The 13,141-nt window shown below is 71.5% G+C and carries 15 protein-coding genes; 6 read left to right on the top strand and 9 right to left on the bottom strand.

Annotated features, from left to right (window positions below):
• The first annotated feature begins 204 nt into the window (after nucleotides 1-204).
• Both ACGFYY_RS15565 and ACGFYY_RS15560 read left to right on the top strand, forming a co-directional pair.
• A complete protein-coding gene (locus ACGFYY_RS15565; protein WP_393709647.1) occupies nucleotides 205-2,571 on the top strand; it encodes an ADP-ribosyltransferase domain-containing protein in 2,367 nt (788 codons plus the stop codon).
• Nucleotides 2,572-2,732: 161 nt separating this feature from the next.
• The gene (locus tag ACGFYY_RS15560) at nucleotides 2,733-2,906 is read left to right on the top strand and encodes a CsbD family protein (RefSeq protein ID WP_352333707.1); all 174 of its coding nucleotides are present in this window, start codon (nucleotides 2,733-2,735) and stop codon (nucleotides 2,904-2,906) included.
• Between the two features lie 74 nt (nucleotides 2,907-2,980).
• Here ACGFYY_RS15560 and ACGFYY_RS15555 read toward each other — a convergent pair whose 3' ends face one another.
• The 3 genes from ACGFYY_RS15555 to ACGFYY_RS15545 all read right to left on the bottom strand — a co-directional run bounded on the left by ACGFYY_RS15555 (nucleotide 2,981) and on the right by ACGFYY_RS15545 (nucleotide 4,423).
• Nucleotides 2,981-3,427, bottom strand: coding sequence for a DUF2267 domain-containing protein (locus ACGFYY_RS15555; RefSeq protein ID WP_393709644.1), 447 nt, complete (start codon nucleotides 3,425-3,427; stop codon nucleotides 2,981-2,983).
• A gap of 60 nt (nucleotides 3,428-3,487) precedes the next feature.
• The gene (locus ACGFYY_RS15550; RefSeq protein WP_393709642.1) at nucleotides 3,488-3,883 is read right to left on the bottom strand and encodes a DUF2267 domain-containing protein; all 396 of its coding nucleotides are present in this window, start codon (nucleotides 3,881-3,883) and stop codon (nucleotides 3,488-3,490) included.
• A gap of 105 nt (nucleotides 3,884-3,988) precedes the next feature.
• Nucleotides 3,989-4,423 carry an Hsp20/alpha crystallin family protein gene (locus ACGFYY_RS15545; protein WP_365267123.1) on the bottom strand — a complete coding sequence of 145 codons (435 nt, stop codon included), beginning with the start codon at nucleotides 4,421-4,423 and terminating at the stop codon, nucleotides 3,989-3,991.
• Nucleotides 4,424-4,552: 129 nt separating this feature from the next.
• Between ACGFYY_RS15545 and ACGFYY_RS15540 the strand changes: the two genes are divergently transcribed.
• Nucleotides 4,553-5,230, top strand: coding sequence for an HSP18 transcriptional regulator (locus ACGFYY_RS15540; RefSeq protein ID WP_393709640.1), 678 nt, complete (start codon nucleotides 4,553-4,555; stop codon nucleotides 5,228-5,230).
• 150 nt (nucleotides 5,231-5,380) lie between these two features.
• The gene (locus ACGFYY_RS15535) at nucleotides 5,381-5,701 is read left to right on the top strand and encodes an STAS domain-containing protein (protein ID WP_393709638.1); all 321 of its coding nucleotides are present in this window, start codon (nucleotides 5,381-5,383) and stop codon (nucleotides 5,699-5,701) included.
• Nucleotides 5,702-5,704: 3 nt separating this feature from the next.
• Here ACGFYY_RS15535 and ACGFYY_RS15530 read toward each other — a convergent pair whose 3' ends face one another.
• Complete coding sequence (locus tag ACGFYY_RS15530; protein ID WP_393709636.1) at nucleotides 5,705-6,145, bottom strand: ATP-binding protein; 441 nt, start codon at nucleotides 6,143-6,145, stop codon at nucleotides 5,705-5,707.
• A gap of 329 nt (nucleotides 6,146-6,474) precedes the next feature.
• Between ACGFYY_RS15530 and ACGFYY_RS15525 the strand changes: the two genes are divergently transcribed.
• On the top strand, nucleotides 6,475-6,825 hold the full coding sequence (locus ACGFYY_RS15525) for a hypothetical protein (RefSeq protein ID WP_393709634.1): 351 nt from the start codon (nucleotides 6,475-6,477) through the stop codon (nucleotides 6,823-6,825).
• A 30-nt stretch (nucleotides 6,826-6,855) separates the two neighbouring features.
• Here ACGFYY_RS15525 and ACGFYY_RS15520 read toward each other — a convergent pair whose 3' ends face one another.
• The 4 genes from ACGFYY_RS15520 to ACGFYY_RS15505 all read right to left on the bottom strand — a co-directional run bounded on the left by ACGFYY_RS15520 (nucleotide 6,856) and on the right by ACGFYY_RS15505 (nucleotide 10,056).
• The gene (locus ACGFYY_RS15520) at nucleotides 6,856-7,455 is read right to left on the bottom strand and encodes a DUF4328 domain-containing protein (protein WP_393709632.1); all 600 of its coding nucleotides are present in this window, start codon (nucleotides 7,453-7,455) and stop codon (nucleotides 6,856-6,858) included.
• 167 nt (nucleotides 7,456-7,622) lie between these two features.
• Complete coding sequence (locus ACGFYY_RS15515; RefSeq protein WP_393709630.1) at nucleotides 7,623-7,961, bottom strand: STAS domain-containing protein; 339 nt, start codon at nucleotides 7,959-7,961, stop codon at nucleotides 7,623-7,625.
• Entirely contained in the window at nucleotides 7,958-9,253 is a 1,296-nt protein-coding gene (locus ACGFYY_RS15510; protein WP_393709628.1) for a PP2C family protein-serine/threonine phosphatase, read from the bottom strand. The genes ACGFYY_RS15515 and ACGFYY_RS15510 overlap by 4 nt, the downstream gene beginning before the upstream one ends.
• Nucleotides 9,253-10,056, bottom strand: a complete 804-nt coding sequence (locus ACGFYY_RS15505; RefSeq protein WP_393709627.1) for an alpha/beta fold hydrolase — start codon at nucleotides 10,054-10,056, stop codon at nucleotides 9,253-9,255. The genes ACGFYY_RS15510 and ACGFYY_RS15505 overlap by 1 nt, the downstream gene beginning before the upstream one ends.
• A gap of 81 nt (nucleotides 10,057-10,137) precedes the next feature.
• Between ACGFYY_RS15505 and ACGFYY_RS15500 the strand changes: the two genes are divergently transcribed.
• Entirely contained in the window at nucleotides 10,138-11,040 is a 903-nt protein-coding gene (locus tag ACGFYY_RS15500; RefSeq protein WP_365274889.1) for an NAD-dependent protein deacetylase, read from the top strand.
• Between the two features lie 35 nt (nucleotides 11,041-11,075).
• Here the strand turns inward: ACGFYY_RS15500 and ACGFYY_RS15495 are convergent, their stop codons facing one another.
• Nucleotides 11,076-13,070 (bottom strand): hypothetical protein, encoded by a 1,995-nt coding sequence (locus tag ACGFYY_RS15495; RefSeq protein ID WP_393709957.1) that lies wholly within the window; start codon nucleotides 13,068-13,070, stop codon nucleotides 11,076-11,078.
• Nucleotides 13,071-13,141: the final 71 nt, after the last annotated feature.

Genomic DNA, 13,141 nt, shown 5'->3' with positions numbered 1-13,141 from the left:
GGACACGTCCCAGCTTGCGCGCGGACTCCGGACACACCCGCCGCGACACACGTGGCACCGCCCGCGCGGACCGCCGCAGCCCGGCGCCATGCCGTTCGCGCAGCTGTGACGGGCGCTCACCATCGCTGCGGACGAACGCCGTTGTCAGTGGCGACGGCTACGTTCGGAGTGTTGCAAGGGGCCGTTTCCCGACAGGAGTGCACGATGACCGAGAACAGTGTCCAGCCCCCGCTGAGGGTGGTGCTGACCGATGTGAACGAGCACGTGGTGCAGGCGTGGCGGGCAGCGTTCGCGGACACCCCCGGCATCGAGATCCGCCGCGGCTCGATCCTCGACGAGGACGTCGACGCCTGGGTCACCCCCACGAACTCCCGGGGCCGGATGGACGGCGGCGTCGACGCCGCCATCAAGCGCCACCTGGGTTCCGGCATCCAGGTACGGGTACAGCGCGCGATCCGTGACCGGTTCACCGGAGTCCTCCCGGTGGGCAGCGCGGTCTGCGTCCCGTCGGGCGCGGCCGTCCCCCGGTACCTGATATCGACGCCGACCATGGTGCAGTCCTCGCAGAACGTCAGCGCCACCCTGAACGTGGCCCTGGCCTGCGCCGCCGCGTTCCAGGCCGTTCACCGGCAGAACCGGCGGGCGCCCGGCAGCATCCGCTCCGTGGCCCTGGTCGGGATGGGCGCGCAGACCGGCCAGGTCCCTGCCCGGGTGTGCGCCAACCTCATGTGGACCGGCTACACCCTCTTCCACGACCACTGGTTCCAGGACGACGACGAGTTGCGCGCCACGATCATCGCGCAGCTGAACGGCATCGAGAACGCCCCCGTCGAGGAGCGGGTACGCATCGTGCCGCCGAAGCCCGTCGAGCCCGTCCCCGCCGGCCACCCCGCCGACCATCCCGTCGGCCACCTTCCTTCCTCGACCACCTCGACCACCTCGACCACCTCGACCACCTCGACCACGACGAACGAGAGCTCCTCCCCCATGACCGACGCGAACGACCCCCTGGCTCTCACCGAACTCTTCGACGGCGGCGGCGAACCCTGGCTGCCGCTCCTGAAGCCGGTCATCGAGGCGCTGCCGGACGCCCCACGGTTCATCGGGAAGGGCCGCAGCCCCGAGGTCGTCCCGGTGCGCGAGCTGACGTTCCAGGCGCTCAAGCCCAACCCGCCGCACAAGTGGAAGGTCGTCGCCTTCGGCCAGAACCCCTACCCCCGGCCGGAGAGCGCGACCGGCATAGCCATGTTCGACAACACCTTCAGCGACTGGAAGGACAGCCAGTTCGGCCGGGTCGTCAGCATCCGCTGCCTCATCAAGGCGGCGGCGATGTGGAAGTACGACATCGCCAAGAAGACGCCCATCGCCGAGGTCCGCGCGCTGTTGAAGGAGCGGGACACCGTCCAGCCGCCGGAGTGGTTCCAGGCGATGCTCACGCAGGGCGTGCTGCTGCTGAACGCCTCACTCACCGCCAGCGGTGACGGAGCGATGGGTGCCGACCAGCACACGGCGTTCTGGCGGCCCGTCGCCGAGCGGATCGTCGAGGAGATCCTCAAGGCCAAGCAGGACGCCGACGAGGAGGACCGCGGGATCGTCTTCGCCTGGTGGGGGGCGCACGCCCGTAATCTCAAGCGGGTCGTCCTGCGACTCCAGGAGAAGTATCCGGACGTCGAGGTCCGGCACATCGACCACGCGAACCCGGCGGCGCAGGGCGACATCTTCTGCGAGGGCGACCACTTCGCCCTGGTGAACGAGGCCCTCGCGTCGGTGGGCGCCGACCCGATCGACTGGCTGCCGAGCAAGGGGTGGGATCAGGGGGCGGCCGGCTCGGACGGAGGGGTCGCGGCACGCATGGGCGCCTTCATCGAGTCGACGATGAACCTCCACCAGCTGTACCTGGAGCGGCTCACCAGCGTCAAGGACGAGGGCCTGGTCCTCCCCGCGATCACCGGCGTGTTCGACACCCCGCTGATGGACTTCCAGGAAGCCGTCGCACCCGTCGCCCGGACGCTGGCCGGGCTCACCGGACACATCGACCGCTCACGCGACTTCGGCAAGCGGCGGGCGGACGAGACGTCCGCCGGCCTGTCCGCCGACGCGATCGCGGCGCTCCACCTCTACACCTGCGAGTCCGCCTTCTACCGCGAGATCAACGCCGTCCTGCGCTCCCCGGACCGCACCAAGGTCACGCCCTACCTCCCCTACCTGCGGCTGCTGTTCTCGGCGGTCGCGGGGCTGCCCGCGCACACGCAGCCGCTGTGGCGCGGCGTGTCCCTGGACCTGCGGGCCCAGTACCCGGTGGGCCGCACGGTCACCTGGTGGGGCGTCTCCTCGTGCACCTCCCAGCTGCACGTGGCGCGGTCCTTCCTGGGCAGCCGCGGCAGGCGCACGCTCTTCGAGGTGACCCCCGCCAAGGCGGTCGGGATCAAGAGGTTCTCCGCGTTCACGGGCGAGGAGGAGTACATCCTCACCCCGGGCACTCAGCTCAAGGTGACGGACGTCAAGAGCGAACGCAGCGGTCTCTACACGGTCAGGCTGACCGAGGTCGACGATGCCTCCATGGTGTCCTGACACCCCGGGACCTCCCGGTCCGGATGGGGGCTCGCGATCGCCATGCCCTGCACTGCGGCGGTGTGCGGGAGGGTTGCTCGGTCCTCGGGCCGTTTAGGTCAGGTTCGAGCGGTCATACGCGGCTGTGTACACCTTTTCCATTGAGCAGGGAGTGATCAGCTGTGTCTGGTGAGCAGAAGGCCGAGGCGAAGGGCGAGCAGGCCAAGGGCAAGCTCAAGGAGACCGCTGGCCGCCTGACGGGCAATGAGCGCATGACCGCCGAGGGGCGCGCGGAGCAGGCCAAGGGCGATGCCCGCGAGGCCAAGGAGAAGGCCAAGGACGCCTTCAAGCACTGACCTCGCGAGCATGGGGGCCGGGACCGCGTACAGCGGCCCCGGCCCTGTGCCATGCCCGCACGCGCGGGCTCCGCTCAGGCGGCGACGGGCTGTGGCCGCCGCAGTTGCGCCTGGCCGAAGAGAAGCGCGTAGCCGTCGGGGAGTTGCAGCAGGATGCGGTCGAGGAGGTCGGGGCCGGCAAGGCGGGTGACGGCGGCGAGAACCGCGCCGACGTCCCAGCGGGCTACGGCCGGGCTCGCTCCCGTTCGATCTGCCAGATCCTTGACGAAGCCCCAGCCCGTGAGCTTCTCGGTGGCGGGGATCTGGGCGGTGAGGATGAGAGCGGCCTCGACGGGCAAGCACTGGGCGAGGGCGACCCGTTCGTCGCCTGTGACCTGGCGGCCGAGTGCGCCGAGGACGGTGCGGACGGCTTCTTCCGCGCGTTCGCGGGTGGGGTGGGCGCCCTCGTAGCGGACGCGTTCCAGCATCTGGTCGAACGTGGTGACGGGGGCGGACCGGTCGGGTCGAGGCTGGTCGTACATGGTGCTGCGGTCACCTTTCTCGTCAAGGTCTCAGGTTGTTCGGCCCGGTCAGGGTCAGGGTCAGGTGGGCTGGGGGTGGCCGAAGAGGAGGTCGTAGCCGGGTGGGAGCTGGACGATGACCTCGCGGGTGAGGACGTCGCCCGCGGCGGCGGCCGCCGTGGACAGGACCGCGCCGATGTCCCACAGGGCCGTCTTCTCGGTGGCGCCCTCGATCCAGGCCGCCGTCGCACGGACGAACCGTTGCGGAGTGAGCGGTTCGGCCGCCTGGAGCGGGTTGAGGAGGATCAGGGCGTAGGTCTCGGGGAGTCGGGCGGCGAGTTCGGCCCGTACACCGCCGACCAGATGGGCGCCGAGCAGGGCCAGGACGACACGGGCGACGCGGTCGGCCTCTTCGACGGTCTCGTACGCGCCGCGTTCCTGGACGTGGGCCAGGAACGACTCCCTGCGGAGCGACATCGCAGCACCTCCGAGAAGGGGTGGAGAGGTCAAGGGGTGTGCGGAGGGCGGGTGCCGGAGGGGGGATCGGCCCTCCCGCCCTCCGCGACCGGCTGGGGGGGTGGTTCAGCCGGAGATCTGCTTGCGGCCGGATCCGGCCCCGATGCTGACCTTGCGGGGCTTGGCGCGCTCGGCGATCGGGATGCGCAGGGTCAGGACACCCGCGTCGTAATCGGCCTGGATGCGCTCGGTGTCCAGGGTGTCGGCCAGCATGATCTGGCGGGAGAAGACGCCCAGGGGCCGCTCGGAGAGCTCCATCTTCACGGAGTCGGCCTTGGCGACCGGGCGGCGCTCCGCCTTCACGGTGAGCATGTTCCGCTCGACGTCGATCTCGATCGCCTCGGTACTCACGCCGGGGAGGTCGAAGGCGATCACGTACTCGTCGCCGTCACGGTAGGCGTCCATCGGCATCACGGACGGCTTCGACCAGGTCCCCGACGTACCCGACAGCTGCTGGACGATCCGGTCCATCTCGCGGAACGGGTCGGTGCGCATCAACATCGCGAAACACCTCCAGTTGGTTCAGGCAGAAACTGCCAATGCGCTTCAACGTGCCTCCGTTGTAACATGTCATCGAAACGATGACAAGCAAGACGTCATCTGGAGGATGACAGGACGACGGAGAGTCCCATGAACGAAGCCGCCGACCCGGCCGCACAGGCCGCACCGGTCCCCTTCCTCGCCGCCGCCGCAGCGTTGGAAGCCATCAACCAGTCCGTGAAGGACGCCCAGCGGCCCTCGGCCCGGACGCCGATCACAGCGGAGCCACCCGCCGCCGACGCCGGCCCGCACCCGGCCCTGGCCGCACTGCTGATGCTGCGCGAGATCCGCGAACAGCTCGCCGGCTGGGAGAGCGGACTGATCGAAACCGCCCGTCGACAGGGCGCGAGCTGGGCCGACCTCGCCGGCCCGCTCGGGGTCGCCAGCCGGCAGGCCGCGGAGCGTCGCTATCTGCGACTGCGCCCCGGGGCGGCCGGGAGTACCGGCGAGGAACGTGTCCAGGCCACCCGCGACAGTCGCGCCGCCGATCGCACCGTCACCGCCTGGGCCCGCGACAACGCCGCGGAACTACGCCGCCTCGCCGGACAGATCACGGCCCTCACCGACCTGCCCGCCACCGCCGAGGACGCTGTCGACGAGCTGAACCTGGCACTCGCCGACAACGACGCCGCCCGCCTCGTGCACCCCCTGACCGCCACACGGGCCCACCTGCGGCCCGAGGACGCCGGTCTCGCCGAACGCATCGACACCCTCACCCGGCACACCGAACAACTCCGCCAGGACACCCACGACCAGCGCGGCACCTAGGTCATGAGCAGTGGGCGGCCGGGGGTGTCGGGTCATGGTGTTCTCTGTTCCTTCCCACCTCGGAGGTGAAGGCGTCACTTCGTGGTGGGAGCCCGTACGGTCGCCGTGGGAAAGTCGCTGCGGCCGCCCCGCAGTGCTGGAGGAACACCTATGAAGAAGCCGAAGGTGAGGGTCCGCCCGGATACGGGCGAGACGAGGGAGGTCGTCTGTTCCGGGGAGTTCGACATGGACTCGGTCGGGCAGCTGGCGGAGGCCTGTGTCCGGGATACAGGTGACCCTCGGGTCCTGGTGGTCGACGTCTCCCAGGTCGCGTTCGCCGATTCCTCCTTCCTCAATGTCCTGATCAGGGTGAACAACAGCGGGCCTCTGACGCTGGCCGGGCCGCTGCCGAGCCAACTGCGCCGCCTGCTGGAGATGACCGGCGCACTGCCACTCTTCGACGTGCGCGACGACGACGCCGGGGCGGTCTGAGCGTCAGGGCGTACCCGCGGGAGGTAGCGGGGGTGCGCCGGACCCGGTGAAGAAGACGGCGTTGACGGTCTTCATGTCGTCGTGGAAGTGGACGTGCGCGCGGTCGGCGAGCTGCTCGACCAGACGCCAGCCGAAGCCTCCCGGCCGACCCGGCTCCCAGGGGCGGGTCAGCGGGCCGTCGGGTGACCGGTCGGACACCTCCACGACCAGGGCTCCGCGTTGAACGCGGATGTCGAAGTGCGTGACCCCGCCGGCGTGGCGTCGGGCATTGGCGATCAGTTCACTCACCACGGTCAGCACGTCCTCCCGCCGCTCCGGGAGGAGTGCGGGTTCCAGGTGGTCGCGTTCCAGGCGGTCGAGAACGCGCCGAGCTTTCTCCCTCGCCTCCGCGCACGTGACATCACCTGTCAGCTCCGGCAGCGAGCGGGATCGGTGGTCGTCCATGCAACGCGCCTCCCCCACTTCCCGACCGGCATGCGCCGGGCCCCACCGGGCCACTCCATCGGATTCTGGGACGCCCCCGGGCCCGTCACGGTTCGCCGGAACCCCGAAGGGAAGCCCGACCGATCCGAAAATCGTCCGGGCACGGGTGAACGGGCTGCGGAGCGGGCACGTTGAAGGTAGCCGTTGGTGTGACCCGCGCTGCTGCGTCCCTCCTCGATCGTGGTGGGGCGCCTCCGGTACGGACCTCCTCGATCACGTGGCCATGTGGGCCGCGTACCTCCTTCCCGGACGCGGAAGGGGAGGGCTCCCCCACGACCGGGACGGCCACCATGCAGCGCACCCTTCACACCGCTCACACCCGCCCGGGGCCGGCCCATGCCGGCGCACAGGCCGCGGTCGAACTCCTGCCGCGACAGCGGCACACCACGCTCATCCGGCTCACCGGCGAGTTCGACATGGACTCCGTCCACATACTGCGCGAAGCCCTGGGCGCCGTCCCCGCCACCACAGCGATCATGGACCTGACCGGTGTCGACTTCGCGGACGCCGCGCTGCTGCACGCCCTCCTCGACGCCCCGCAGAACCTCGTACTGGCAGGCCCCCTGCCGCAGCACCTACAACGCCTCCTCGACGCCACCGGCACCACGCAGCTGTTCACCACCGCCCCGGTCAGGCCCTAGGCGCCCCGCCGGCCGGCAGTGGGTCGAGGCTCAGGTCATGTTGAAGTACGGCAGGGGGCCTGCGGGCTGGGCCGCGGTGATCCGGCGGACGACCACGATCGCGAGGATCGCGGACAGGATGTTCAGGCTCTGGTCGACCGGGTTGCGGTAGTCGAAGTGGCCGAGTACCAGGTAGTGGAAGGCGACCGAGAGCGGGCCGTCGAGGAGCCAGACGAACCACCAGGCGTTGATCAACCAGGCGTCGCGGGGCGGGCCTCCGGCCCGTCGGATGTCGAGGGCGATGCGGCGCGGCAGCCACCACATGGCGAGCGGGATGGCCCAGGCGCCGATGGCGAAGCCCACCGGGTACGTGTGGCTGCCCGGGGCCAGGACCTCGGCGTTGCTGCGGACGCGGAAGAACCAGACGAGGAACGCGATCCAGCACGACACCTGGAGCACGGCCGGGAACGGAACCATGTCGTCGGCCAGCCAGGGCGAGTCCTCACCGCCGGTCGCGATGATGTAGACGTCGGCGAGCGCCTGGGTGGCGATCAGCGACTGGACGACGAGCGCCGGTCCGATCGGATTGCGGAATCTGAAGCGCGGGCCCCGCTCGGCGGCCGGTCCGACCGGCACGTTGTAGGCGTCCATGAATCCCCCCGGGATGTGGTGACGTCGCCGTGGAGCGCCACGGCGACGATGATCACCGGCATGGTAGGTGGGCTTCGGCCAGGGCGTCCAAGGGCGATGTCCCTCCACCGGATCTGCGAGAACGGCGAGAACGGCGAGAACACGCCGGCCCGGTCCGGCTCGGGCCGTCAAGGCCCGAGCGCGGACTCGACGTCAGGGTGAAGCGGGAAGACCTGGTCCAGTCCGACGACGCGCAGGACGCGCAGCGTGTTCGCCGGGACCGTGGCGAGTGCGAAGTCGGCTCCGGCCGACCGGGCGTGGTTGCGGGCGGCGATCAGCGTGGTGATGCCGCTGGAGTCGCAGAACTCCATGCGGGCCAGGTCCAGGACGAGGCGCCGGCCCGGTTGGAGGGAGAGGGTCGTCAGGAGGTCGCGCAGGTCCGCGCAGGTGTCGTAGTCGAGGTCTCCGACGACTTCCACCACCGAGCCGGTCGGGGCGTCTCGAACGGTGACGTGCAGCGGGCTCATGTCGGCTTCCCGGTCGTGGAACGGGCTGCGGGCACGCCGAGGGCGAGGAGGGCGGTGTCGTCGTCGAGGCCGTCCCCGAAGCCGTCCAACAGGACCGTCAGTGCCTCCATGACCTCGGCCGGGGACCGGCCGGTGTGATCGGTGACGAAGGCGCGCAGGGCTTCGTCACCGTACAGCTCGGTACGGCTTCGACCGGTACGGGCTTCGGTGAGGCCGTCGGTGTAGAGCAGGAGGGTGTCGCCGGGTCCCAGCGTGGTCGTGGCGGGGGTGAAGGGCGCGGTGGGCAGGATGCCGATGAGGAGGCCACCGGGGGTGCGGAGGAAGTCGGCTGTGCCGTCGGCGCGCAGGACCAGGGCCGGCGGGTGTCCGCCCGAAGCCAGGTGGACCGTGACCCGCTCTGTCACCGGGTCGGGTTCGAGGGTGCCGAAGACGGCGGTGCAGTAGCGGGGGTCACCCGTGCTGAAGCGCTGGTGAAGGACTCGGTTGAGAGTGGTGAGGGCGGAGACGGGGTCGGCGTCGTGGAGGGCCGCGGTGCGCAGGGTGTAGCGCGTGAGCGAGGTGACCGCGGCGGCCTGCGGGCCCTTACCGCAGACATCGCCGAGGAAGAAGGCGAAGCGTGTGGCGTCGAGGGGGAAGACGTCGTAGAAGTCGCCGCCGAGTCGATCGGGGGAGGCGGTGCGGTAGTGCGCGGCGGTCTCCATGCCGGGGATGGGCGGCAGGGTGTCGGGCAGGAGCGATGACTGGAGTACGGCGAGGGCGTCCTGGAGTCGGGCACGGTCGGCTTCGGCCTGCCGGTGTGCCTCCTCGGCGGCTTTGCGCGCCCGCAGGAGTTCTTCTTCGTAGGCGCGGCGGTCGCGGGCGTCGAAGAGGGTGGTGCGGATCAGCAGCGGCTCGCCCGTCGCCCCGTGCTTGACCACGGAGGAGACCAGCATCGGCATCCGGGCGCCGTCGGCCTTGCGGATCTCCAGGGCGATGCCGCCGATCTCGCCCTGCATGCGGAGCAGCGGCGCGAAGTGCGTCTCGTGGTAGAGCCTGCCGCCCACGGTCAGCAGGTCGGTGAAGCGCATCCGGCCCACCACCGCCTCCCGGGTCAGGCCCAGCCAGTCCAGCAGCGTCATGTTGATCTTCGCCACGGTGCCGTCCATCAGCGTGGAGAGGTAGCCGCACGGTGCGCGCTCGTACAGCTCCTCCGCGCTGTCCTCCAGCAGTGCCGCGAAGGCCGCGTCCGAGCGCTTGTCGTCGCCCGTGTCGCCCGTGTCGTGCGGCTCGGACTGCTGATCGCTGGGGCACATCACCGCAGGCCTGCCAGGAAGCCGGTGATCGCCGCGTTGGTGGCTTCGGGTGCGGACAGGTGCGGGCAGTGCCCGGTCGCGTCCAGAGTGATCCGTGTCGAGTGGGGGATCTCACGGTGCACGAAGGCGCCGACCTCCCGGGGGGCGATGGCGTCCTGGGTGCAGTCCAGCACCAGCGTCGGCACGCCGACCTTCTTGAGGTCGTCCCTGGAGTCGGACAGGAAGGTGGTGCGGGCGAAGACGCGCGCCATCTCCGGGTCGGTGGCACAGAAGCTGTTCGTCAGCTCCTCGCCGAGTTCGGGCCGCTCGGCATTCCCCATGATCGCCGGCGCCATCGCCGCCGACCAGCCCAGGTAGTTCGATTCCAGCGAATCGAGCAGCTCCTCGACGTCCTCGGCGGAGAACCCGCCCCGGTATCCCTCGTCATCGATGTACCGGGGAGAGGGCGCCACCATCACCAGGGCGCCGATCCGCTCCGGAGCCGTCCCGGCGGCCAGTACGCCGATCATCGCCGAGACCGAATGCCCCACGAACACCGCGCCTCTGAGGTCGAGCACCTCGCAGACGTCCACCACGTCCTGGGCGTAACCGTCGAGGGATGCGTAGCGGGTCTCCGAGAAGGAGGAAAGGTCCGAGCGGCCCGACCCGACGTAGTCGAACAACACCACCCGGTAGTCCTCGACCAGGGCGGGGACGGTGAAGCGCCACATGTTCTGGTCGCAGCCGAAGCCGTGCGCGAGGACCACGGTCGGGCCGTGGGCGTTGCCGGTGACGGTGACGTTGTTCCTGCGCTGGACATCCATACCGGGCAGTCTCTCAGGTCCCACCCACCGCTCCCCCGCCCACCGCTCCCCCGACGCAGCCCCCTTCCGTACGCTGGCTACATGCGTACGCGCCCCACTCTGAGCTGGACCCCCACCGCCGCGGAACTGCTGCCGGGCACCACGGATCCGGAGCCGGTCGCCGACACGCTGAGGAACGGCGGCGTGCTGGTGCTCAGCGGGGCGGGCCTGTCCACCGAGTCGGGAATCCCCGACTACCGGGGCGAGAACGGGAGCCTGCGCCGGCACACCCCGATGACCTACCAGGAGTTCACCACGAGCATCCACGCTCGGCGCCGCTACTGGGCACGCAGCCACCTCGGCTGGCGCACCTTCGGCCGCGCTCGGCCCAACGCCGGGCACCGGGCCGTGGCCGCGTTCGGGCGGCGCGGCCTGCTCTCGGCGGTGATCACCCAGAACGTCGACGGTCTGCATCAGGCCGCCGGCAGCAAGGACGTGGTGGAACTCCATGGAAGTCTGCACCGGGTCGTCTGCCTTTCCTGCGGCGCCTTCAGCGCGCGCCGGGAACTCGCCCGGCGGTTGGAGGAAGCCAATGTCGGCTTCGATCCCGGGACCGCCCGACTGAATCCGGACGGCGACGCCGACCTCACCGACGACCAGGTCGGAGACTTCACCGTCATGCCTTGCTCGAAGTGCGGCGGCACCCTCAAGCCCGATGTGGTGTTCTTCGGCGAAACCGTTCCCCCGAACCGGGTGGAGCGCTGCCGCGAACTGGTCGACACGGCGAACTCACTCCTGGTCCTGGGGTCATCGCTGACGGTGATGTCAGGGCTCCGGTTCGTGCGCCAGGCAGCCCAGGCGGGAAAACCCGTGATGATCGTCAACAGGGACCCGACCAGAGGCGACCGGCACGCGGCCGCACGCGTCGCGCTCCCCCTGGGCCCGACCCTCACCGCCCTCGCCGACGGACTGGACATCCCCCTCGACGACCGGCCGACGCACTGAACCAGGGACTGCCTGGTGACCGCCCCAGCCGCCGGTCAGTCGCGGCCGCCTCCCGCTCCGTCGAGGGCGGTGACGGTGCCGCCGGCGGCGAGGGTTCCCGTCACGGACACCGGACCGTCCGGGCCGGTCCAGGGGGCGGCGAGGGTACGGTCGGTGGCGCCGGCCCGCACCGCGCCGGTCGCCGTGATCCCGGTGACCTGCCGGCTTCCGGCGGCCAGCAGGTACCAGCGGCCGGCCGGGGATCGCCAACGGAAGCCCGCGAGGAGGTGCTGGCCGAACCGGCCGCAGGCGGCGGTGGAGCGGGCCCGCGCCACGTCCTGCGGTGTTCCCCCTTCGAGGCGCATCCGGACCGTGACGTCGCCGGGCCCGGCCCAGCCGGAGGCCCGTGTGCACGACCAGACCGCACGGCCGGCGCCGTCGGGCAGCCGGGCGGCGGCGAAGTCCCAGACGTTGACGGCCCGGTAGGCGCCTGCGCGCAGTTCGCCGAGCCGGCAGGCCAGGGGGGCCCAGGCCGTGCGGGCCTCGGGGCCGGTGGCTTCCCGCGGCTGGCGCGCGGGGGCGGCGGCGGGGCCGTCCGGCAGGGGCGTGTAGGTCAGGTGCACCGGCGACAGCGCGCCGAGGTCGGTGAGGACGAAGGAGTGCTTCTCGACGATGCGGGTCGATGAGGTGAGTTCGAGGACGGGCCAGGAAGCGCAGCTCCCGCCGCTGGCGGGAACGGCGGCCGGGGCGGTGACCCCGTCGCCCGCGACGGCGAGCGTGTGGGGCGCGTCGCCGGCGCGGAGCAGGTCGCGGGTGGCGGCCGTGGCGATCCACGGGGCGAGGAGGTAGCGGGCCGACGCCCCGCCGGGGGCCCGGGACAGGGTGAGGGCGGCCGCCGTCGTGACGCCCGCGTCGTCGGTGCGGGTGACGTCGAGCGTGCGGGCCCCGGATCCGGTGGTGGTTTCGCCGTAGCGCACCACACGGTCCTCGTCGCGCAGGAGCACCACCGTACGGCCGTCCAGTTCGCCCGCGTACAGCAGTTGGGGCGGTCGTGCGGGAGGTTCGGCCGTGGTGCCGGGCGTCATGGTGACCGGGGTTCCGCCCGGCGCGGCCCATGTGCGCAGGGCGCGGGCCAGCAGGTCACGGTCGCCGGTACGGCCGCCGCGGGCGGGCCAGGCGGTGAAGTCGACGCGGGCGGTGTCGGCCCACGCCTCGGCGGGGACGCGCTGGAGCCGGCCGGGGTCCAGCACCGCGGAGGCCGCGGGTCCGGCCGCCGGGCGTACGTCCGGCCCGGAGGGCGGGCCGTGGACGGAGAGCGCGGTGAGGGCCACGGCCAGGGTGGCGAGACCGGCCCAGCAAGCCCGGGCCCTGCGGCGCCGGCGCAGCAGGTCGGTGGGGCGGGCGCTGACCACGCTGGCGTCGAACTCCGGTCGGCGCAGGGCCTGGAGGAGTCCTTCCCCGACGGGCAGGGCGAGGGCGTCGCGTACGGCTCCGGCGGGGTCGGCGGCCCCGGCGGAGCCGAGGAGGCGTACGACCTCGCGCTCGGTCAGGTCGTCCAGGTGGTGGAGGACGAACGCCGCCCGCACGGGGGCGGGGGCATCGCCCAGCGTCTGGGCGGCCTCGTCGATCCCGCCCGCGGGTGGCCACAGTCGCAGCCCCCACACGAAGGGCGGCACGGGCAGTCGGCCGATGCGGGCCCAGGCGCCGCGCGCGGGTCCGGCGGGGGCGAGGACGGCGCGCAGGACGCGGATGCGGATGCGGATGCGGACCAGCGTGGGGTGCGGGTCGACGTCGCCCGTACCGCCGTCGGCACGGGCTGGTTCCGCCGGTGTGCCGGGGCGGGGCAGCGCCCGCTGCACGGCCTTGTGGGCCAGCAGGACGCGGGCGTGCCGGCCCGACGAGTTCGGGAGCGTCAGGTAGGCGAGCCGGACCAGTCGGGGGTACTGCTCGACAAGGACCGCCTCGGCGTGTTCGACGGCGTCCGAGCCGAATCTCTGAGAGGTGCTCACGCCCGCGTCAAACGAGTGAATCCTGGGATGGTCACACACCATGCCCGCGAACACCGCCGACACCGCCGAGGTCGTGCGGCGGCGGCCGGCCCGCTCCACCCGGCAAGGGCGTG

Origin of the sequence: Streptomyces sp. NPDC048331, assembly GCF_043201215.1 — a bacterium.
Classification (GTDB): Bacteria; Actinomycetota; Actinomycetes; order Streptomycetales; family Streptomycetaceae; genus Streptomyces.
This window is presented reverse-complemented; position numbering and strand designations above follow the sequence as displayed.